General features: G+C 75.1%; 17 protein-coding genes. 14 read left to right on the top strand and 3 right to left on the bottom strand.

All coding sequences use genetic code 11. The features are described 5' to 3' along the window. Positions 1-33: 33 nt before the first annotated feature. The 13 genes from ABZ716_RS23745 to ABZ716_RS23805 all read left to right on the top strand — a co-directional run bounded on the left by ABZ716_RS23745 (position 34) and on the right by ABZ716_RS23805 (position 17,955). Positions 34-1,236 (top strand): ROK family transcriptional regulator, encoded by a 1,203-nt coding sequence (locus ABZ716_RS23745; RefSeq protein WP_358961533.1) that lies wholly within the window; start codon positions 34-36, stop codon positions 1,234-1,236. A 76-nt stretch (positions 1,237-1,312) separates the two neighbouring features. Beyond that, positions 1,313-2,656, top strand: coding sequence for an ABC transporter substrate-binding protein (locus tag ABZ716_RS23750; RefSeq protein WP_358961534.1), 1,344 nt, complete (start codon positions 1,313-1,315; stop codon positions 2,654-2,656). Positions 2,657-2,660: 4 nt separating this feature from the next. Beyond that, entirely contained in the window at positions 2,661-3,602 is a 942-nt protein-coding gene (locus tag ABZ716_RS23755; protein WP_358961536.1) for a sugar ABC transporter permease, read from the top strand. Then, entirely contained in the window at positions 3,599-4,516 is a 918-nt protein-coding gene (locus ABZ716_RS23760) for a carbohydrate ABC transporter permease (RefSeq protein ID WP_358961539.1), read from the top strand. The genes ABZ716_RS23755 and ABZ716_RS23760 overlap by 4 nt, the downstream gene beginning before the upstream one ends. Before the next feature lie 5 nt (positions 4,517-4,521). Then, on the top strand, positions 4,522-5,787 hold the full coding sequence (locus tag ABZ716_RS23765) for a 6-phospho-beta-glucosidase (RefSeq protein WP_358961541.1): 1,266 nt from the start codon (positions 4,522-4,524) through the stop codon (positions 5,785-5,787). After that, on the top strand, positions 5,778-6,767 hold the full coding sequence (locus ABZ716_RS23770; protein WP_358961543.1) for a BadF/BadG/BcrA/BcrD ATPase family protein: 990 nt from the start codon (positions 5,778-5,780) through the stop codon (positions 6,765-6,767). The genes ABZ716_RS23765 and ABZ716_RS23770 overlap by 10 nt, the downstream gene beginning before the upstream one ends. A gap of 200 nt (positions 6,768-6,967) precedes the next feature. Next, positions 6,968-8,353, top strand: coding sequence for a hypothetical protein (locus ABZ716_RS23775; protein ID WP_358961546.1), 1,386 nt, complete (start codon positions 6,968-6,970; stop codon positions 8,351-8,353). A gap of 11 nt (positions 8,354-8,364) precedes the next feature. Next, positions 8,365-9,381, top strand: a complete 1,017-nt coding sequence (locus ABZ716_RS23780) for a glutamate ABC transporter substrate-binding protein (RefSeq protein ID WP_358810220.1) — start codon at positions 8,365-8,367, stop codon at positions 9,379-9,381. A gap of 68 nt (positions 9,382-9,449) precedes the next feature. Continuing rightward, the gene (locus ABZ716_RS23785) at positions 9,450-10,715 is read left to right on the top strand and encodes a hypothetical protein (RefSeq protein WP_358810221.1); all 1,266 of its coding nucleotides are present in this window, start codon (positions 9,450-9,452) and stop codon (positions 10,713-10,715) included. 53 nt (positions 10,716-10,768) lie between these two features. Then, positions 10,769-13,651: a tetratricopeptide repeat protein gene (locus ABZ716_RS23790; protein WP_358961573.1), complete on the top strand. Its 2,883-nt coding sequence runs from the start codon at positions 10,769-10,771 to the stop codon at positions 13,649-13,651. A gap of 3 nt (positions 13,652-13,654) precedes the next feature. Continuing rightward, positions 13,655-15,427 (top strand): protein phosphatase 2C domain-containing protein, encoded by a 1,773-nt coding sequence (locus ABZ716_RS23795; RefSeq protein WP_358961549.1) that lies wholly within the window; start codon positions 13,655-13,657, stop codon positions 15,425-15,427. A gap of 94 nt (positions 15,428-15,521) precedes the next feature. Beyond that, the gene (locus tag ABZ716_RS23800; protein ID WP_351884717.1) at positions 15,522-16,844 is read left to right on the top strand and encodes a VWA domain-containing protein; all 1,323 of its coding nucleotides are present in this window, start codon (positions 15,522-15,524) and stop codon (positions 16,842-16,844) included. 52 nt (positions 16,845-16,896) lie between these two features. Next, positions 16,897-17,955 carry an FHA domain-containing protein gene (locus ABZ716_RS23805; RefSeq protein ID WP_358961551.1) on the top strand — a complete coding sequence of 353 codons (1,059 nt, stop codon included), beginning with the start codon at positions 16,897-16,899 and terminating at the stop codon, positions 17,953-17,955. Positions 17,956-17,976: 21 nt separating this feature from the next. Here the strand turns inward: ABZ716_RS23805 and ABZ716_RS23810 are convergent, their stop codons facing one another. Then, on the bottom strand, positions 17,977-18,951 hold the full coding sequence (locus tag ABZ716_RS23810) for a methyltransferase domain-containing protein (protein ID WP_358810223.1): 975 nt from the start codon (positions 18,949-18,951) through the stop codon (positions 17,977-17,979). 193 nt (positions 18,952-19,144) lie between these two features. On the opposite strand from ABZ716_RS23810, the gene ABZ716_RS23815 reads away from it, so the two are divergent. Next, positions 19,145-19,549, top strand: a complete 405-nt coding sequence (locus ABZ716_RS23815) for a globin (protein WP_351892634.1) — start codon at positions 19,145-19,147, stop codon at positions 19,547-19,549. A gap of 47 nt (positions 19,550-19,596) precedes the next feature. Here the strand turns inward: ABZ716_RS23815 and ABZ716_RS23820 are convergent, their stop codons facing one another. Next, positions 19,597-20,331: a hypothetical protein gene (locus tag ABZ716_RS23820; protein ID WP_351892637.1), complete on the bottom strand. Its 735-nt coding sequence runs from the start codon at positions 20,329-20,331 to the stop codon at positions 19,597-19,599. After that, entirely contained in the window at positions 20,328-20,807 is a 480-nt protein-coding gene (locus tag ABZ716_RS23825; protein WP_358810040.1) for a thioesterase family protein, read from the bottom strand. Before ABZ716_RS23825 ends, ABZ716_RS23820 begins: the two co-directional genes overlap by 4 nt. Positions 20,808-20,814: the final 7 nt, after the last annotated feature.

The raw sequence follows: 20,814 nt of genomic DNA on the forward strand, positions 1-20,814 counted from the left end.
TAACAGTTCGCTTCGGTGAGGGAGAGCCCCGTCATGCCCGCCGCCACGCCCGGAACGCCCAGCCTGCTGCGCGCCATGAACGACCGCGCCGCCCTGGAGCTGCTGCTGACGCACGGCCCCCTCTCACGCACCCGCATCGGACAGCTCACCGGCCTGTCCAAGCCCACCGCCTCCCAGCTCCTCGCCCGCCTGGAGGCCGCCGGACTGGTCGAGGCCACCGGCACCGACGAGGGCAGGCCCGGACCGAACGCCCAGCTGTACGCGCTCAACGCCCGCGCCGCCCACGTCGGCGGCCTCGACGTCACCCCCGACCGGGTGCTCGCCGCCGTCGCCGACCTCACCGGCGCCGTCGTCGGCCGCTTCGAGCTGCCCTATGCCGAGGGCTCCGACGCCGTCGGCCAGGTCACCGGCGCCCTGGCCGGAGCCCTCGCGGACGCCGGCCTGCGCCCGGAGGACCTCCACCGCCTGGTCATCGCCACCCCCGGCGCCTTCGACCCCCGCTCCGGCCGCCTGCGCTACGCCAGCCACCTCCCCGGCTGGCACTCCCCCACCCTCCTCGACGAACTGGCCGCGGCCCTGCCCGTGCCCGTCGGCTACGAGAACGACGTCAACCTCGCCGCCGTCGCCGAACAGCTCCTCGGCGCGGCCCGCGGCCACCAGGACTTCGTCCTGCTGTGGAACGAGGAGGGACTCGGCGCCGCCCTGGTGCTCGGTGGCCGGCTGCACCGGGGCTGGACCGGCGGCGCCGGCGAGGTCGGCTTCCTCCCCGTCCCCGGGCACCCCCTCGTCCGGCAGGTCACCCGGGCCAACACCGGCGGCTACCAGGAGCTGGCCGGCGTACAGGGGCTGCCCGCGCTCGCCGCCGGGGCGGGCGTCGACACCTCCAACATCCCCCGCGACGCCCAGGTGCCCGCCGCCGTCGAGCTCCTGCGGCGGGCCGCCGCCACGCCCGAGGGGCCGCACCTGGCCTTCCTCCGGGCCTACGCCACCGCCCTCGCGACCGGGCTGGCCTCGCTGGTCGCCGTACTCGACCCGGAGATCGTGGTCCTGGCCGGGGAGGCCATCGCCGCCGGCGGGGACCCGTTGCGCGCCCTGCTGGAGGCCGAGCTCGCCGAGCTGGCCCCCTCCCGGCCCCGGCTGGTCTCCGGCGAGGTCCGCGAACACCCCGTACTGCGCGGCGCCCTGGAGAGCGCCCTGGCCACCGCCCGCGAAACCGTCTTCGACACCTCCCGCTGACCCCCGCCCCCCTCACCCCCGACCGGCACCCCTCCCCCGGAAGTTCCTTCCTCCCCCAGAGAGAGCGAGCCCCGCCATGCCCACAGCCGGACGCCCCGCCAGCGCGGCCACCGCCCTGGCCGCCCTCGCCGCCCTGGCCCTCCTCGCCACCGCCTGCACCGGCCAGGGCGCCGCCACCGCCTCCGACGACCCGAAGGCGCCGACCACCCTCACCTTCTGGCACGGCTGGTCCGCGCCCGGCGAGGTCAAGGCGGTCGAGGAGAACATCGCCCGCTTCGAGAAGGCCCACCCCAACATCAAGGTCCAGGTCACCGGCAACATGACCGACGACAAGATCAACCAGGCGCTGCGCGCGGGCGGCGACAAGGCCCCCGACGTGGTCTCCTCCTTCACCACCGACAGCGTCGGCAAGTTCTGCAACTCCGGCGCCTTCGCCGACCTGAACCCCTTCCTGCGCACCTCCGGGATCGACAAGGCCAAGGTCTTCCCGGCGACCCTGCTGGAGTACACCCAGTACAAGGGCGACCAGTGCACGCTGCCGCTGCTGACCGACGCCTACGGGCTCGTCTACAACAAGACCGCCTTCGCCGCCGCCGGGATCACCGAACCGCCCCGCACCTGGAGCCAGTTCGCGGAGGACGCCCAGAAGCTGACCAAGCCCAGCGGGGACTCGTACGAGCGGGTCGGCGTGATGCCCGTCTTCCACGGCTACGAGACCACCCCCATGCGCCTGGCCGCCCAGTGGAGCCCCTCCTACTTCGCCGCCGACGGCAGCTCCGACCTGGCCAGGGACCCGGCCTTCGCGAAGATGCTGACCACCCAGAAGGACCTGGTGGCCAAGCTCGGCGGATACGAGAAGCTGGAGCGGTTCCGGGCCGGCTTCGGTGACGAGTGGAGCGCCGAACACCCCTTCCACAAGGGGCTCGTCGCCATGCAGATCGACGGCGAGTGGCGGCCGGCGATGGCCCGGGAGGCCGGGGTCGGCTTCGAGATCGGCACCGCCCCGCTGCCCGTACCGGACGACCAGGCCGCCGACTACGGCAAGGGCTACGTCTCGGGCACCGTCATGGGCATATCGGCCAAGAGCCGCAAACAGAACGCCGCCTGGGAACTCGTGCGGTACATGACCACCGACACCGAGGCGGTGGTCTCCTTCGCCAACGCCATCCACAACGTCCCCTCGACGCTGACCGCGCTCGACTCCCCGCAGCTGAAGGTCACACCCGAGTTCAAGACCTTCCTCGACATCGCCCGCCACCCCAGGTCCAGCACCACCCCCGCCCGCGCGGACGGCGGCACCTACCAGCTGACCTTCCAGGACTTCGCGTACCGCGCCGAGAAGGGCGACGTGCCCGACCTCGCGGCCGGACTCGCCGCCACCGCCCGGCAGATCGACACCGACATCGCCAAGGCCGAGTGACCCGGTGGCCCCGACCGCCCTGCGGGCCCGGCGCCGCCGCTCCGCCCTGCGGACCGCCGCGTTCCTGTCGCCCTGGCTGACCGGCTTCGCCGTCTTCTTCGTCTACCCCCTGCTGTCCACCGCCTACTTCTCCCTCACCCGCTACGACGGCTTCCGGCCGCCCGTCTTCAACGGCGCCGCGAACTGGAGCTACGTCTTCACCGACTACCCGCTGTTCTGGCCCGCCCTGCGCAACACCCTGTGGCTGGTCGTCGTCATGGTGAGCTGCCGGGTCGTCTTCGGCCTCGGCATCGGACTGCTCGTCACCAAGCTCAAGACCGGGACCGGGCTCTTCCGCACCCTGTTCTACCTGCCCTACCTGGCCCCGCCGGTGGCCGCGACCCTCGCCTTCGTCTTCCTCCTCAACCCCGGCACCGGCCCCGTCAACACCCTGCTCGACGGGGCGGGGCTGCCCGCGCCCGGCTGGTTCACCGACGTCGGCTGGTCCAAGCCCGCCCTGACCGCGCTCGCCCTGTGGGGGGTGGGCGACCTGATGGTCATCTTCATGGCCGCGCTGCTCGACGTACCGAAGGAGCAGTACGAGGCCGCCGCGCTGGACGGGGCCGGCGCCTGGGCCCGCTTCCGGCACATCACCCTGCCGAACATCTCCCCGATCATCCTGTTCGCCGTGGTCACCGGGGTCATCCAGGCGATGCAGTACTACACGCAGCCGCTCGTCGCGGGGAAGGCCGCCGCCGGGGTCATCGGCGGCTCGGGCCAGCAGTTCGAGCCCGGATACCCCGACAAGTCCACGCTGACCCTGCCCCAGCTGGTCTACAACCTGGGCTTCCAGCGCTTCGACTACGGGGCCGCCTGCGTGGTCGCGCTCGTCCTGTTCGCCCTCTCGATGGGCTTCACCGCCCTGCTGATGCGCCGCCGCGGCGGACTGACGGGAGCGGGCGAATGACCGTACGCACGGTACGTACCGGACGCGGCGCACCCGCCGGACGCAGCGCACCTGCCGGACGCGGCGCACCCGCCGTACGCGCCGGACGGCGGCGGGCCCTGCTGCACTGGGTCGGCGTGCACGCCCTGGCCGTGGCCGCCGCCCTGTTCTTCGTCCTCCCCTTCGTCTTCCTCCTGCTCACCTCCCTCATGAGCGACCAGCAGGCCCTCACCCGCGAGCTGTGGCCGCGCACCTGGGAATGGGGCAACTACGCCGCCGTCTGGCACACCCCCGGATTCCTCACCTGGTGGCGCAACACCCTCCTCTACGCGGGCCTGGGCACGGTCCTCACCGTGGTGTCCTCGGTCCCCGTCGCCTACGCCCTCGCCAAGTTCCGCTTCCGCGGGCGGCGGCCGGCCCTGCTGCTGGTGATCGCCACGATGATGCTGCCGCCGCAGGTGGTGGTCATCCCCATGTACCTCTTCTGGGCGAGGGAGCTCGGCCTGTCGGGCACCCTGTGGCCGCTGATCCTCCCGATGGCCTTCGGGGACGCCTTCTCCGTCTTCCTGCTGCGCCAGTTCCTGCTGACCATTCCGGACGAGTACCTGGACGCGGCCCGCGTCGACGGCTGCGGCGAGCTGCGCACCCTGCTGCGGGTGGTCCTGCCGATGGCCAGGCCCGGCATCGCGGCCGTCGCCCTCTTCCAGTTCTTCGCCGCCTGGAACGACTACTTCGGCCCGCAGATCTACGCCTCCGACAACCCCGCCGCCTGGACCCTCAGCTACGGGCTGGAGTCCTTCAAGGGCGCGCACCACACCAACTGGAACCTCACCATGGCGGCGACCGTGCTCGTCATGGCCCCGGTGATCCTGCTCTTCTTCTTCGCCCAGAAGGCGTTCGTCGAGGGCATCACCCTGACCGGAGTGAAAGGCTGAGCCCGATGAAACTCACAGTGGTGGGCGGCGGTTCCACCTACACCCCCGAACTGGTCGACGGGTTCGCGCGGCTGCGCGACGCCCTGCCCGTCACCGAACTCGTCCTGGTCGACCCGGCCGCCGAGCGGCTGGAGCTCGTCGGCGGGCTGGCCCGGCGGATCTTCGCCCGCCAGGGGCACCCCGGCCGGATCACCACCACCGCCGACCTGGAGGCGGGCGTCGCCGGGGCCGACGTGGTCCTGCTCCAGCTGCGGGTCGGCGGGCAGGCGGCCCGGCTCCAGGACGAGACCTGGCCGCTGGAGTGCGGCTGCGTCGGCCAGGAGACCACCGGCGCGGGCGGGCTGGCGAAGGCGCTGCGCACCGTCCCGGTCGTGCTGGACATCGCGGAACGGGTGCGGCGGGCCGCTCCCGGAGCCTGGATCATCGACTTCACCAACCCCGTCGGGATCGTCACCCGGGCCCTGCTCCAGGCCGGGCACAAGGCGGTCGGGCTGTGCAACGTCGCCATCGGCTTCCAGCGCAAGTTCGCCGCGCTGCTCGGCGCGGAGCCGGCCGGGATCCACCTCGACCACGTCGGCCTCAACCATCTGACCTGGGAGTTCGGGGTACGGCTCGGCGGCCCCGAGGGGGAGGACGTACTGCCCCGGCTGCTGGCGGAGCACGGGGAGGCCATCGCCGCCGACCTGCGCCTGCCGCGCGCGGTGCTGGACCGGCTCGGCGTGGTCCCCTCGTACTACCTGCGCTACTTCTACGCCCATGACGAGGTGGTGCGCGAGCTCGGCGCGAAGCCCTCGCGGGCCGCCGAGGTCGCCGCGATGGAACGCGAGCTCCTCGCCCTGTACGCGGACCCGGCGCTGGACGAGAAGCCCGCGCTGCTGGCGAAGCGGGGCGGGGCCTTCTACTCGGAGGCGGCCGTGGAGCTCGCGGCGGCCCTGCTGGGCGGCGGCGGCCCGGCCGTCCAGGTGGTCAACACCCGCAACGGCGTCACCCTGCCCTTCCTCCCCGAGGACGCGGTCATCGAGGTGCAGGCGGCGGTGGACGGCTCCGGCCCGGTGCCGCTGGCCGTCCCGCGGCCGGACCCGCTGTACGCGGGGCTCCTCGCGCACGTGACGGCGTACGAGGACCTCGCGCTGGACGCCGCGCTGCGCGGCGGACGCGAACGGGTCGCGCGGGCGCTCCTCGCGCACCCGCTGGTCGGGCAGTTCGACCTGGCCGAGGCGCTGACGGACCGGCTGCTCGCGCACAACAAGGAGCATCTGCCATGGGCGTGAGCCGCCCCCCGTCCGCCGCGGTGCTGGCACTGGACGCGGGCAACAGCAAGACGGACGCGGCCCTGGTCGGCGGCGACGGCACGGTCCTGGGCACCGGCCGCGCGGGAGGGTTCCAGCCGCCCCGGACGGGGGTCGAGGCGGCTGTGGACGTCCTCGGGGAGGCCGTCGCCGCCGCCGCGGCGGCGGCCGGGCTCGCCGGGCCGCCCTTCGCGGTGCGGGTGTCGGCCTGCCTGGCCAACGCCGACCTGCCGGTCGAGGAGCGGGAGCTGGCCGGGGCGGTCGCCGCGCGCGGCTGGGGCACGGCCACCGAGGTCCGCAACGACACCTTCGCCCTCCTGCGCGCCGGGGTGGACCGGCCGCGCGGGGTGGCCGTGGTGTGCGGGGCGGGCATCAACTGCGTGGGGATGCTGCCCGACGGGCGTACCGCCCGCTTCCCCGCGCTGGGGCGGATCTCCGGGGACTGGGGCGGCGGGGGCGGCCTGGCGGAGGAGGCCCTGTGGTGGGCGGCGCGGGCCGAGGACGGCCGGGGCGGGCCGACCGGCCTGGCGAAGGCCCTGCCGGGGCACTTCGGGCTGGGGTCGATGGCCGGGCTGATCGAAGGGCTGCATCTGGGCGGCATCCCGCGCTCGCGGCTGCACGAGCTGGTGCCGGTGCTGTTCGAGGTGGCGGCGGCGGGTGACGCGGTGGCGTCGGCGCTCGTGGAGCGGCAGGCCGAGGAGGTGGTGGCGCTGGCGGCGGTGGCGCTGGAGCGGCTCGGGCTGCTGGCCGAGGAGGTTCCGGTGGTCCTGGGCGGCGGGGTCCTCACGGCCGGGCATCGGCGGCTCGACGCGCGGATCGGGGAGCTGCTGGCGGCCCGCGCCCCGCGCGCCCGGCTCTCGGTGGTCACGGCCCCGCCGGTGCTGGGGGCGGCCCTGCTGGGACTGGACGCCCTGGGCGCCCCGGCGGGTGCGTACGGCAGGCTGCGTGCCCAATTCGGGTGAACCCGCGCCGGGGGCGCGTGCGCGGGGAACCGAGGGGGCGGGCCCGGCGTATTCACGGTGAAGGGGCGGCGGGGGAAGCCGGGGCGGGTGATCGGGGCGGCCGGGGGAGGTGATCGTCCACGATCGGGCACCGGGTGCTGTGGTCCGGCGCCACTACGGCCATACTGCTGCGGAGCAGAGGGACCGAGGGGGAGGTCAGGGTGGCCATCACGACACGCCCGTCCGCGCCCGGGGGCGGTGCCTCCGGGGCACCCTCCGGGCCGGCCGGGCGGGGTACGGCCTGGGCCGAGGGCGTGGAGCGGCTGCGTGCGGGGGCGACGACCGAGCCGGGCCGGCTGCGGATCATCGGCGCGGTCCTGGCGGCACTGGTGCTGCTGTTCGGCGCGGTGGCGGTGTGGGAGGTCGCGGACCGGGTCGGCGCCGCGCAGGAGGTGGTGGGCCGCAGCCAGCCGCTCAGCGCGGACGCGGCGAGCATCTACCGTTCCCTGGCCGATGCCGACACGGCCTCCTCCAGCGGCTTCCTCGCGGGTGCCCAGGAGCCGCGCGAGGTCCGCCAGCGGTACGAGAAGGACATGGCGAACGCCTCCCGGCTGCTGGTGAACGCCGCGGCCGGCACGGGGGCCGGGGACGAGTCCCGCAAGGAGATAGCCCTGCTCGGGGAGCAGCTGCCCCGCTACACCGGCCTGATCGAGCAGGCCCGTGCCAACAACCGGCAGGGTCTGCCGCTGGGCGGCGCGTACCTGCGCTACGCCAACGAGCAGATGAGCACGGTGCTGCTGCCGGCCGCCCAGCGGCTGTACGAGGCGGAGACGGGGCGGCTGTACACGGACTACGACGAGGCCCGGGGCTGGCCGCTGGCCGCGACGGCGGCGGGGCTGGTGGCGCTCGCCGCCCTGGTGTGGGCGCAGCGGCGCACCTACCTGCGGACGAACCGGGTGTTCAACCACGGTCTGCTGGCGGCGACGGCGGCGACGGCCGTGGCGCTGCTGTGGCTGACGGTGGGGCAGACGGTGGCCCGGTCGGGGCTGGGCGAGGCGCGGGCGGACGGGCAGGAGTCGCTGAAGGTGCTCAACGACGCCCGGATCGCCTCCCTCCAGGCCCGGGCGAACGAGAACCTGACGCTGATCGCGCGGGGCGCCGTACTGGCACAGGACAAGAAGTCCGACAAGTACGACGTGGACTACGAGAAGAACATGAAGCAGCTCGACGCGGGGCTGGCGCGGGCCCTGGAGCTGGCGGACGACGCGAGCGGGCGGGACCCGGTGACCAAGGCCGTCGCGGGGGTGGCGCAGTGGAAGCAGCGCCATGCGGCGGCCCGGGAGACGGACGTGCGGGGCGACTACGAGCTCGCCCTGCCCCAGGTGATCGGCGGCCCGGGTCACGAGGACAGCAGCGGGGCCTCGTTCGACACGGTGGACGCCTCGCTGGAGCAGGCCGTGGCCCATGAGCAGCGGCAGTTCACCGTGGCCGCCCGGGGCGGGCTCGGCGCGCTGGGCGGTCTGGTGACGGGCTCGGCGGCGCTGGCGGCCGTCGGCGCGGGGGCGGCCCTCCTCGGCATCGGTCGCAGGCTTTCGGAGTACAGGTGAGTGCGGTGCGGATACGGCGGACACAGGCGGAGCGGGCCGGCCGGGTGCGGCGTGCGGCGGGGCGGCTGCGGGGCTGGGGCGGTGTGAGCGCGATGGCCGCCGCCTGTGCGATGACGGCCGCGGCCGTGCTGCTGCCCCTGGCGGGGGCCTCGCCGGGCACGGCGCACCATCCCGGGGTGGTGCGCGAGCCGGCCTCGTTGGCGGCCCCCTTCACCCTCACCGACACCTGCCAGGACCCGGAGGCGAGCCTGCGGCCGTCCGCGCTGGACGGGCCGGCCATCGAGCGGATCCGCAAGGCGGGCAAGCTGGTGGCGGGGGTGGACCAGAACAGCTTCAAGTGGGGCTACCGCAATCCGGACGGGCACCTCGACGGCTTCGACATCGACCTGGTCAAGGCCATAGCCAAGGACATCCTGGGCAGCGAGGAGGCGGTCATCTACCGGGCCATCCCCACCAGCCAGCGGATCCCGGCGCTCCAGGAGGGCCGGGTCGATGTCGTGGTGCGGACGATGACGATCAACTGCAAGCGGCTGGAGGACGTGGCCTTCTCCACCGCCTACTTCGAGGCCGGCCAGCAGGTGCTGGCGCCCAAGGGCTCCCCGATCACGGGGTACGACGCCTCGCTGAAGGGCCGCCGGATCTGCACGGCCGCCGGGTCGACGGCGGAGGCGGCCCTGAAGTCCCAGGGGTACGGCTCGGTGCCGGTGTCGGTGGCGAACCAGCTGGACTGCCTGGTGCGGCTCCAGCTGGGCGAGGTCGACGGAATCATCACCGACAACGCGCTGGCCGCCGGGCAGGCGGCGCAGGACCCGTCGGTGCAGCTCGTCGGCGCCCCGTTCACCCGTGAGTTCTACGGTGTGGCGATGAACAAGGACGCCTCGGACCTGGTGCGCCGGGTGAACAAGGTGCTGGAGAACTACCGTGCGGGCGGTGACCAGAGCCCGTGGGCGATCTCGTACCGCAAGCATTTCGAGGACGTGCTGCCCAGGGCCGCGGTGCCGCCCGCGCCCAAGTACCGGGAGGGCTGAGGCCGGTGGCCGGGGTACCGTCCGTTCGGGGTGCAGGATCGGAGCCGTACGTGAGTCATGCGGGGCTGATGGACCGGGACGACGTCGACCGCGCGCTGACGCGGCTCGGCGCGGAGCACGAGGCCGTGGAGACCTCGTTGCTGGCGTTGCAGGACCATGCCGGGCGCCGGCTGCTGGAGGGCGCCGCGCTGACCGGGGTCACCAAGGAGCGCTGGGCCGTGGCCGACGCGGCCGTGACCCGGCTGTGGACGTACTTCGACGCCTACAGCGGGGCGCTGGCCGCAGCCCGGGAGATCCGCGAGCGGCGCCGCTGGCCGAGCCGGGAGGACCTGGCGGAGCTGACGGAGCGGCTGCGCGGGCCGGGGGTGACGATCGCCGGGGCCGGGGCGGAGGGTGCCGCGCTGGCGGAGCGGTTCTCCCTCGCCGAGCTGGTGGCCCGGATGAACGAGCTGTACGCCGCCTCGCTGGATGTGGTGGTCGCCGCCGACACCGTGTGGTCGGCGCTGCCCGCGCGCATCGACCTGCTCGCCGCCGAGCTGCACCGGACGCGGTCGCTGGCGTACTCGGTGGGGGTCCGGCCGGGCGAGCACCCGGCGGGGGACGAGCTGGAGGAGATCACCGCCGAGCTGGCGCGGCTGCGCGAGGAGGTGATCGCCGATCCGCTGGCGTTCTGGGTCGCGGCGGCGGGGAGTTCGGCGCCGGGCGGCGGCCGTCCCGACACCGCCCGGTACGACCGGGCGGCCCGGGCGCTGGATGACGTACGCCGTGAGGTGGAGGCGGTGCTGACCGTGCGGCAGGACGCCGAGGCGCGGCTGATCGCCCTGCGGGACGTGCTGTCGCGGGCCGACCGGACCCTGGCCGAGGCGCGGACGGCGCGCGGGGAGGTGCTGGCGAAGATCGCGGCTTCGGAGGTGCCGGCGGTCAGCGGGCCGCCGACGGCCCTGCAGGAGCAGCTGGCGGCGGCCGCCGAGTACCGGCGGCGGTCGCAGTGGCACCGGCTGTCTCCGCTGCTGGACGCGCTGGAGGTGCGGGCCGATGAGGAACTCCGGCGGGCCCGCGAGTCGTTGACCGCGGTGACGGCCCCCCTCGCGGTACGGGCCGAGCTGCGCGGGCGGCTCGACGCGTACAGGGCGAAGGTGGCCCGGCACGGTATGGCGGAGGATCCGCTGCTGGTCGAGCGTTATGACGCGGCCCGGCGGATGCTGTGGAGCGCGCCGTGCGACCTGAGGGCGGCCGAGGGGGCGGTCCTGCGTTACCAGCGGGCGGCGGCCGAGGCACTGGCCCCGCCGCAGGAGCAGCACCGGCCCGGCGGGCCGGGGGAGGAGGAGGCGTGAGCCTGATCGGAACGCCCTGCCTGCGCTCCGGCTGCCCCGGCGCGTACGAGGACATGGGCGGCGGCGAGGTGTACTGCGACACCTGCGGGCTGGCCCCGGTGGGGGCGGTCGCGGCGGGCGCGCAGGAGCTGGTGTCGCCGCCGACGGGGATGACGAGCGCCGCCCGGCAGGGGGACTCGCGGGGTTCGGCGGGTCCGCACGGGTCGGGCCGGTCCTCGGCGTCGGCGCGTTCGGCCTCCTCCCGTTCCTCGTCCTCGCGCCGCTCGGTGTCGGGCCGGCTGTCGCGGTCCCTGCGGGGCACGGGCTCCAGCCGGTCGGTTTCGGTGCGCAGTTCGGGTTCGGCGGCCGGGTCCTCGGGGCGCGGCCGGCTGGGCGCGGGGCTGGTCAGCGTGCCGGAGGTGCCGCGTCCGGATCCGTCGGCGGCGGTGCTGGAGAACCCGGAGGTGCCCGAGCGCAAGCGGTTCTGCTCGCGGGCGGACTGCGGGGCTCCGGTGGGCCGCTCCCGGGGGGACCGGCCGGGGCGGACGGAGGGGTTCTGCACCAAGTGCGGGCACCCGTACTCCTTCGTGCCGAAGCTGCGCGCGGGCGATGTGGTGCACGGCCAGTACGAGGTGGCGGGCTGCCTCGCGCACGGCGGGCTGGGCTGGGTGTACCTGGCGGCGGACCGGGCGGTCTCGCACCGGTGGGTGGTGCTGAAGGGGCTGCTGGACACCGGTGACCAGGACGCGATGGAGGCGGCGATCTCCGAGCGGCGGTTCCTGGCGGAGATCGAGCACTCCAACATCGTGCGGATCTACAACTTCGTGGAGCACCTGGACCAGCGGACGGGTTCGCTGGACGGGTACATCGTCATGGAGTACGTCGGCGGCAAGTCGCTGAAGGAGATCGCGAACGAGCGGCGCCGGCCGGACGGGCGCCGGGATCCGCTGCCGGTGGAGCAGGCGTGCGCGTACGGCATCGAGGCCCTGGAGGCGCTGGGGCACCTGCACAGCCGCAATCTGCTGTACTGCGACTTCAAGGTGGACAACGCGATCCAGCAGCAGGACCAGCTGAAGCTGATCGACATGGGCGCGGTGCGGCGGATGGACGACGTGGAGTCGGCCATCTACGGCACGGTGGGCTACCAGGCCCCTGAGGTCGCGGAGCTCGGCCCGTCGGTGGCCTCGGACCTGTACACGGTGGCGCGGACGCTGGCGGTGCTGACGTTCGACTTCCAGGGCTACACCAACGTGTTCGTGGACTCGCTGCCGGACCCGGAGCACATCGAGGTGTTCCAGCGCTACGAGTCCTTCTACCGGCTGCTGGTACGGGCCACCGATCCGGATCCGGGGCGGCGGTTCGCGTCCGCGCAGGAGATGGCGGACCAGCTGACGGGGGTGCTGCGGGAGGTGGTCGCGCTCCAGACGGGCCGGCCGCGTCCGCAGCTGTCGACCCTGTTCGGCCCGGAACTGCGCGTCCCGGACACCGAGCTGTACGAGGACACCCCGACGGCCCAGGTCTCCCGCCTGGGGCCCCGCCCCCTCCCCCGCCGCGTCTTCACCCTGGGCCGCCGGCGGGGCTCCGCTGGGGCCGCGGCGGTGGCGGCGGGCGCGGCCGAGGCCGGCGTCCCGGCTCCGGGGGTCCCGGCATCCGGGGTACAGGGAGCCGTCGGAACCGGGGCGCCGGGCCCCTGGGCCGCCGCGTCCGGCGCACCGGAGCCTTCGGGGCAGGCGCCCCGCCCGCTCGGACCCGCGGCGCCGGATCCCCTCTCCGGGAGCGTCGTGGCGCCGGGTGGGGCTCCAGGGGCGCCCGGGGCCGGGCGGCCCGGGAACGGCGTGCCCGGAAGCGGCCGGCCCGGGGCCGGAGTTGCGCGGAGTCAGGGGCCGTTCGGCGGAGTTTCCGTGCTCGGGACCACCGCCACGCACGTGGGGACCGCCGGGGTGCCCGCACCCCGGACGGCTCCCGTGGCGCCGGTGGGGCCCGCCGTCGTCGGGCCCGTCACCCCGGCCCCGGCCCCCGCGGCGGCGGCCGGGCTGGCTCCGCTCGACGCCCGTGACACCGCCCTGGCCCTCCCCGTACCGCTGGTGGACCCGTCCGACCCGAACGCCGGGTTCCTCGCGGGGCTCCTCGCCTCCGCCCCCGCCGACCTGCTCGGCGCGCTGGGCTCGGCCGCCGCCGACTCCGTCGAACTGCGGCTGCGGGAGCTGCGCGCCCGGCTCGAACTGGGCGAACTGGCCACCGCCGTCCGGGCGCTGGCCGAGCTGGAGGCCGCGTACCCGGACGACTGGCGGGTGGTGTGGGCCCGCGGGGTCGCCTCGCTGGCCACCGGGGACAACGAGATAGCCGCCCTGTCCTTCGACGCCGTCTACGACGCCTTCCCGGGCGAGCCCGCGCCGAAGCTGGCGCTCGCGCTGTGCGCGGAGGTGCTGGGCCAGCTGGACAACGCCGCCGAGTACTACCGGCTCGTCTGGATCACGGACCCCGGCTTCGTGAGCGCGGCGTTCGGGCTGGCCCGGGTCCAACTGGCCTCCGGCGACCGCGAATCGGCCGTCCGCACGCTGGAGTCGGTACCGGAGTCCTCCATCCACTACACCGCCGCACGGGTGGCGGCGGTACGGGCACGCCTGCGCGACCGGTCCCCGCAGGAGGAGCTGCTGGCCGACCTCGGGGCGGCGTCCGACCAGGTGGAGGCGCTGCGGCGGTTCGGGCTGGACCCCGAACGCCAGGAGCGGCTGGCTACGGAGGTTCTGGGCACGGCCCTGGACTGGGTACTGTCGGGTAGCCGGGGTGCCGACCCCGGCCGGAGCTCGTTGCTCGGCAGTCAACTGGACGAGCGGGGGCTGCGCTTCGGCCTGGAGCGCTCCTACCGCGTCCTCGCCCGGCTGGCACAGCGGGGCGAGGAGAGGATCGAACTGGTGGAGCGGGCGAACCGTTTCCGTCCCCGGACGTGGGTGTGAGTGATGTCGATGCATCGGCTGTCGGGCTGCCCCAGTTGCGCGGAGCCCCTGGAAGAGGGTGACCGTTTCTGCGGGGTGTGCGGTTACGCCCTCTCGGCCCCGCCCGCACCCCCGGACCCGACCCCGACCCTCCCCGACCCCGCCGGCGCCGCCTTCGGAGCCCCGCCGGCCCCGCCCGGCGCACGCGCCGCCGACGGGGAGCCCGCCCGAGCCGAGGGCGGTTCCGCCCCCGGCTACGGCAGCCCGGCCGGGTCCGCGTACGCGCCGCCCCGCCCGGCCACGGCACCCGGCACCCGCGCCGGCGGGGACGCCCCTGCCCGGGCCGGCGGCGGCCACGGTGCTCCGGCGGGCGGCGCGCCCGTACGGCAGGGCGGCCCGGGCTTCGGCTCGGCCGCCGGGGTGCCCGCACCCGGCTGGGAGGGCACCCCCGTGGCCCCGGGTTCCGCCGTCCTGACCGCACCCTGGGACACCGCCGAGCCGGAGCCCGAAACCCCCGCCCGGCCGGCCGGGCCCGCACCGGAGACCGCGTGCGGCGAGGGAAACCCGCACGAGGGCGCGTACAGCACCCCCCCGTACGGCCGACCGGAGCCGCAAGTGGACCCGTACCCCGCCAACCATCCGGAGCCGGTAGCCAGTTCCCCCGGGGACCCGCACCACAGCACCCCGCACGAAGGCCCGGACCACGGCGCCCCGCAGGGGGGCCCGCACGAAGCCCCGTACAACGGCGCTTCCCAGGGCGAGCCCCACACCGGCCCCCTCGACGGCGTTCCACAAGGGGATCCGCGGGTCGCTGAGGGCGGGCGGAGCTGTGTCGCCTGCCGTAGTGGGTCCGTGGACAGCGACGGGTACTGCGAGCACTGCGGCCACGCGCAGCCGCGCGAGCGGGATCACCTGGAGGAGGAGCTCTGCAGCGTCGCCGCCGTCAGCGACCGCGGACTGCGCCACCACCGCAACGAGGACTCCTTCGCGGTGGCCGCCACGGCCCTGCCCGACGGCTCGGCCGCCACCGTCGCCATCGTGTGTGACGGCGTCTCCTCCGCCAGCCGCCCCGACGACGCGTCGGCCGCCGCCGCGGGCGCAGCCAGTGAGGTGCTGCTCGACGCCCTGCCCCGCGGCGCGCACCCGGCGGAGGCCATGCACCAGGCGATCCTCGCCGCGGGCGCCGCCGTGAGCGCCCTCGCCCCGCAGCCGCCCGGCGCGCAGAACGCCCCCGCCTGCACCCTGGTCGGTGCCGTCGTCAGCAGCGGTCTGCTGACCGTCGGGTGGGTCGGTGACAGCCGGGCCTACTGGGTCCCCGACGACCGGGCCGCCCTGCCCCGCCGGCTGACGGAGGACGACTCCTGGGCCGCGCAGATGGTCGCGGCGGGGCTGATGGGCGAGGCCGAGGCGTACGCCGACATCCGGGCGCACGCCATCACCGGCTGGCTCGGCGCCGACGCGTACGACCTCGACCCGCACACGGCCAGTTTCCGGCCGGACCACCCCGGTGTGGTCGTGGTCTGCACCGACGGGCTGTGGAACTATGCCGAGTCGGCGACGGACCTGGCCCGGCTCCTGCCGGCGGACGCCGCCGAACGGCCCCTGCACTGCGCCCAGGTGCTCGTCGGGCACGCCCTCGACGGGGGCGGCCACGACAACATCACCGTCGCGGTCGTGCCGTTCGCGGCCACGCCACCGGAAGCCGAAACGGGAAGCGAACCGGAAGCCGCGTCGGAAGCCGCATCGGAAGAAGAGGGGGCGGGGGCACCGCCCGGGCGGCCGCTCCCCCCGGCCTGAGCCGAGCCGCCGGCCGGGGCCCCCGCCCGAACCCCCGGCCCCGCCCGAGCCGCCCCCGCCCGAGCCGTCCCGACAGCCCCGAGGAGTCATCCCGATGGCGAACTTCGCCAAGCCGCGCGCCCCGCGCTTCAGCGTGGAGGTGTACCAGAACGAGTTCCTCCCCGAGGGCGGGCGGGACGTCCACGCCATCGTGACGGTGACCTCGACCGGCGGCGCCACCGCCACCGCACGGGCGCTCGGCCAGGACGCGGCCGTCGTGATCATGGTCGACTGCTCCGGTTCGATGGAGTACCCGCCGGAGAAGATGCGCGGCGCCCGCGAGGCCACCGCCGCCGCGATCGACACCCTGCGCGACGGCACGGCGTTCGCCGTGATCGCCGGTACCCACGAGGCCCGCGAGGTCTACCCCGGCCAGGGCCTCCTCGCGACCGCCGGCCCGGACACCCGCGCCCACGCCAAGGAGGCCCTGCGCGGCCTGAGCGCGGGCGGCGGCACCGCCATCGGCACCTGGCTGCGGCTGGCCGACGGACTGCTGCGCCGCTCCCCGGCCGCCATCCGGCACGGCATCCTCCTCACCGACGGCCGCAACGAGCACGAGGACCCGGCCGTGCTGCGCGCCACCCTCGACGCCTGCGCCGGCCGCTTCACCTGCGACGCGCGCGGGGTCGGCACCGACTGGGAGGTCAAGGAGGTGACGGGGATCGCCGGAGCCCTGCTCGGCTCCGCCGACATCGTCGCCGACCCCGCCCACCTCGCCGAGGACTTCACGCTCATGATGGAGAAGGTCATGGGCAAGGAGGTCGCGGACGTCTCGCTGCGCCTGTGGACACCCGTCGGGGCGGAGATCCAGTACGTCAAGCAGGTCTCGCCGTCCGTCCAGGACCTCACCGCCCGCCGTACCGAGGCGGGCCCTCGGGCCGGGGACTACCCGACGGGTTCCTGGGGCGACGAGGCCCGCGACTACCACGTGTGCGTCCGGGTGCCGCAGGCGTCCGTCGGCCAGGAGATGCTGGCCGCCCGCGCCTCGATCGTCCTGCCGGGGCCGGCCGGCGAGCCCCGGCCGCCGCTCGCCCAGGGACTGGTCCGGGCGGTGTGGACCAACGACCTCGCCGCCTCGACCGCGATCAGCCCGCAGGTGGCGCACTACACGGGGCAGGCGGAGCTCGCGCAGGCTATCCAACAGGGCCTGGAGGCACGCAAAATGGGCGATGTCGACGGCGCCACGGCCAAACTCGGCCGTGCGGTGCAGTTGGCGAGCGCCTCCGGGAACGCCGACACCGCCAGACTGCTCTCCAAGGTCGTGGATGTCGTCGACGCGGCGGCGGGTACTGTGCGGCTGAAGGCCAAGGTCGCCGATGCCGACGAGATGACCCTTGAAACGCGTTCGACACAGACCGTCCGAGTGAAGAAGACCTGAGAAGAAGCCGCCTGCCGCGATGACGCAGGGGGAAGAAGGGGGAAGCGCCGCGATGCCGACCTGCCCGAACGGGCACCAGTCCGCCTCCGACGACTGGTGCGAGGTCTGCGGCCACCGTATGGCTGCCCCTACGAGCCCCCCTGCGGCGCCCTCCTACGGCTACCCGCCGACCACCGGTGAGCCGACCGCCCAGGCGGAGCTGTGCCCGCAGTGCCGGACGCCGCGCGAGGCCATGGCCCCGTTCTGCGAGGAGTGCCGGTACAACTTCCTGACCCGGACGGCGACCCCGTACACCCCGCCGCCGCCGAGCCTGCCGGACGCTGGAGGCGTGCAGCCCCCCGCAGCCCCGGCCGGAGGGGCGACGCCGCCTCCTCCGCCCCCGGTACCGCCGCAGCCGGTGTACTCCCAGGACCACTTCGAGTACCAGGGCTCCCGGCCGTCGCGGGTCAACCGCCCGGCCGAGCCGCTCCAGGCCGAGGACGACTGGCTGCTGCCCCCGCCCGCCGCCCCGGTACGCCCCGCCGCCCCGGAGCCGCCGGCCCCGCCCGCCCCGCCGGCCCCTCCCGTGGCACTGGCCCCGCCGCCGCCCCCGCCGGTGGCGCCCCCGGCCGTGGCACCGGCGCCCGTGGAGCCGTCCGGCCGGCCGGAGTACCCCGCCGCGCCCGCGCCCGTCGCCGAGCCGCACCGCGAGCCGCAGCCCGACAGCGGCTCCTGGACGGCGACCATCGCCCCCGACCGCTCGTACTTCATGGCGATGATGCGGCGCAGCGGCCCCGAGGCGGCCGGGCTCAACCTGCCCGCCTACTCTCCGGAGCTGCACCTTCCGCTCACCGGCGGCCAGATCACCATCGGCCGGCGCCGCGCCTCGACGGGCGAGTCCCCCGACATCGACCTGTCGGTGCCCCCGGAGGACCCGGGCGTCTCGCACAGCCACGCGGTCCTCGTCCAGCAGCCCGACGCCAGCTGGGCGGTGGTGGACCAGAACTCCACCAACGGCACCACCGTGAACATGGGCGAGGAGCCGATCCAGCCCTACGTCCCGGTCCCGCTGGCCGACGGCGACCGGGTCCACCTGGGCGCCTGGACCACCATCACCATCCGCCGCGGCTGAGCGACACACGCCGCCCGCCCGCTACGCGCCGGCCGCCCCGGCGGTCTCCCCCAGGGGCCACACGTAGGGCCCCTGGGGATCGTCGAGCCAGGCCCACTGCCCCTCGGCGGTGACCGTGACACCGAACCGTTCACGGGCCGGCCGGCCCTCGCCGCGCCACAGGTCCAGCGCCTCCCGGGGGCGCAGGACGCCCGCGGTGAGGATCAGCAGGAACTGGAGGCGTTCGTTCTCCACCATTTCGTACGGGATCCCGTGCACCGGACCGCCCATGCCCGGCGGCGGCGGTCCGGCCGTGGCCCCGCGCAGGGGGACGAAGTAGGCCGAGGTGTGCAGGAACCGGCCCTCGGCGAAGTCGGCGTCGCGGACGGTGAGCGCGATCAGCCCGGTCGACAGCGGAGCCAGGATCCGGGCCCCCGGCCGGCACTGCCCGAGCCAGGCGTGCGGGATCAGCGGCAGGGTGCAGGTCACCAGGATCCGGTCGAAGGGGGCGCGGGAGGGGCAGCCGCGCGCGCCGTCCCCGGTGACGACGGCGGGCCGGTAGCCGAGCTGGGCCAGGTGCGACCGGGCCGACTCGGTGATCTCCTCGTCCAGGTCCACCGTGGTGACGTGCTCCTCGCCGAGCCGGTGGCAGAGCAGGGCCGCGTTGTACCCGGTGCCGGCGCCGATCTCCAGGACGTCGTCCCCGTCGCGCACCCGGAGCGCGTGCAGCATCTTCGCCATCAGGGAGGGCTGGCTGCTGGAGGAGAGCAGTTCGCCGTCGCGCAGCCTGGTCGCGAGCGGGGCGTCGGTGTAGACCCCGCGCAGCCAGCGGGCGCGGCGTTCGGGGTCGGGGTCCTCGGCCCACAGCCGTTCGTGGCCGGCGCCGCGGCCCGTCCAGAAGTACGGCACGAAGACGTGCCGGGGAACGGCCGCGAAGGCCGCCCGCCAGGCGGGATCCTCCAGCGCCCCGGCGGCGGTGAGCTCCCGTACCTGGGCGGCGTGCGCGACCTCGCGCAGATCGCGCGCCGGTTCCGTCGGTTCCCGCTCGGAGTGTGCCGCGTGTGCGTGTGCCGCGTGTGCGCCCTTGCCGCCCGTGCCCATGTCTCCACTGTGCGGCGCCCGGCCGCCGGGTGCGAGCCCTCCCGGAACCCGGCCGGAGAGTGGTCCTAGGACCGGGGTCCTCCGTCCGGGTGTCTGAGACGATGGTCGGGTGAATGACGATCCGCAGAGCAACGTCCAGGAGACGACCTTCTTCGAGCAGGTGGGCGGCGAGGAGACCTTCCGCCGTCTGGTCCACCGCTTCTACCAGGGTGTCGCGGAAGACCCGCTGCTGCGTCCGATGTACCCGGAGGGGGACCTCGGGCCCGCCGAGGAGCGGTTCGCGCTGTTCCTGATGCAGTACTGGGGCGGCCCGGGCACGTACAGCGAGAACCGCGGGCACCCCCGCCTGCGCATGCGGCACGCTCCGTTCCAGGTGGACTCGGCGGCGCACGACGCGTGGCTCAAGCACATGCGGGTGGCGCTGGACGAGCTGGGCCTGGCGCCGGAGCACGAGGCGCAGCTGTGGCGGTACCTGACCTACGCGGCCGCCTCGATGATCAACACCGCGGGTTAGGGCGGCGTCCGGGCGGCCCGGGCGTGCGGGCCCGGGCGTACGGGCGCCTAGAGCGGCCGTACCTGGAGGGCGCCCAGGCCGCCGCCCGGTCCGGGCCGGCGGGTGGCGACGGAGCCGTACGGGGTGCTCAGCCGCAGCCAGCCGCCGGAGGCGAACAGCGCCACGGGAGCGGGGCCGCCCGGCGCGCCGGGGGCTGAGCCGGAGGCGGGGGCCGCCGCGGTGGCGCGTACGGGGCGCAGGAAGCCGAGTGACTGCGCGGCGTGCGCGGCGCGCAGCGGGAGGTCGGTGTCGCCGAGGCTGCGCGACCAGATCTCCCGGCCGATGCGGTCGCGCTCGGAGCGGGTGCGGTGCTGCGGGGGCAGGGCCTCGTCCCGGGAGCGGAACTCGGCGACGGCCGCGGCGAGGACCGCCCGTACCGCCTCGGGGCGGGGCAGTCCGGGCAGGGGCCGCCAGCCGCCCTGGGGCGGCAGGACGCCCGTCCAGGGCGGGCCGGTGACGGCTCCCGGCACGCGCGCCCCGGCGCCGGTCTCGTCGACCGACTCCAGCAGCTCGCCCGCCGAGACGGTCACGTCCAGCGGCGTCGCGAGGGGTGCGGCGAGCCGCACGGCGCGGACGGCGAGGACGTCGAAGGACGGCGGCCGTCCGAAGACGGCGAGCGCGCCGCCGCCCGCCCGCGCCTGGAGGCGGACGACGGCGGCGCGGTCGTAGTGCACCAGCCGCCCCAGGAAGGCGGCGAGGTCGGCCGCCTCCCCGGAGTCGGCGAAGTGCAGCTGGTCGTTCATGCCGCGAGGCGTCCTTCCGGGCCCTTGGCGCGGCCGGCGGCGCGGCCCGCGGGCTCCTCCAGGTACTCCTGGAGGAAGACCCGCTCCTCGTCGGTGATGCGGCGGGGCCGCCCCTCGGCGAGGTTGTAGGGCACGACGACCGTCTCGGCCCGGACGTAGACCGTCTCGGGCGTGTCCTCGGTCGCCTCGTCCTTGACCTCGTAGCGGATGGTCAGGGACGCGGCACCGATGCGGGTCACCCAGGACTCGATGAGCACCGGCTCGTGCCGGTGCACGAGGGGCAGCTTGTAGTCGATCTCATGACGGGCCACGACGGAGCCGCCCGTGAAGGACTCGCTGCCCTCCCCGGGCGCCAGGCGGAACATGAAGTCGATGCGCGCCTCCTCCAGGTAGCGGAGGAAGACCACGTTGTTGACGTGCCCGAAGGCATCCATGTCCGCCCAGCGCAGCGGGCACCGGTAGTGGTGTCTGGCCATGTGCGCG

Source organism: Streptomyces sp. NPDC006687 (assembly GCF_040636215.1).
GTDB lineage: Bacteria > Actinomycetota > Actinomycetes > Streptomycetales > Streptomycetaceae > Streptomyces.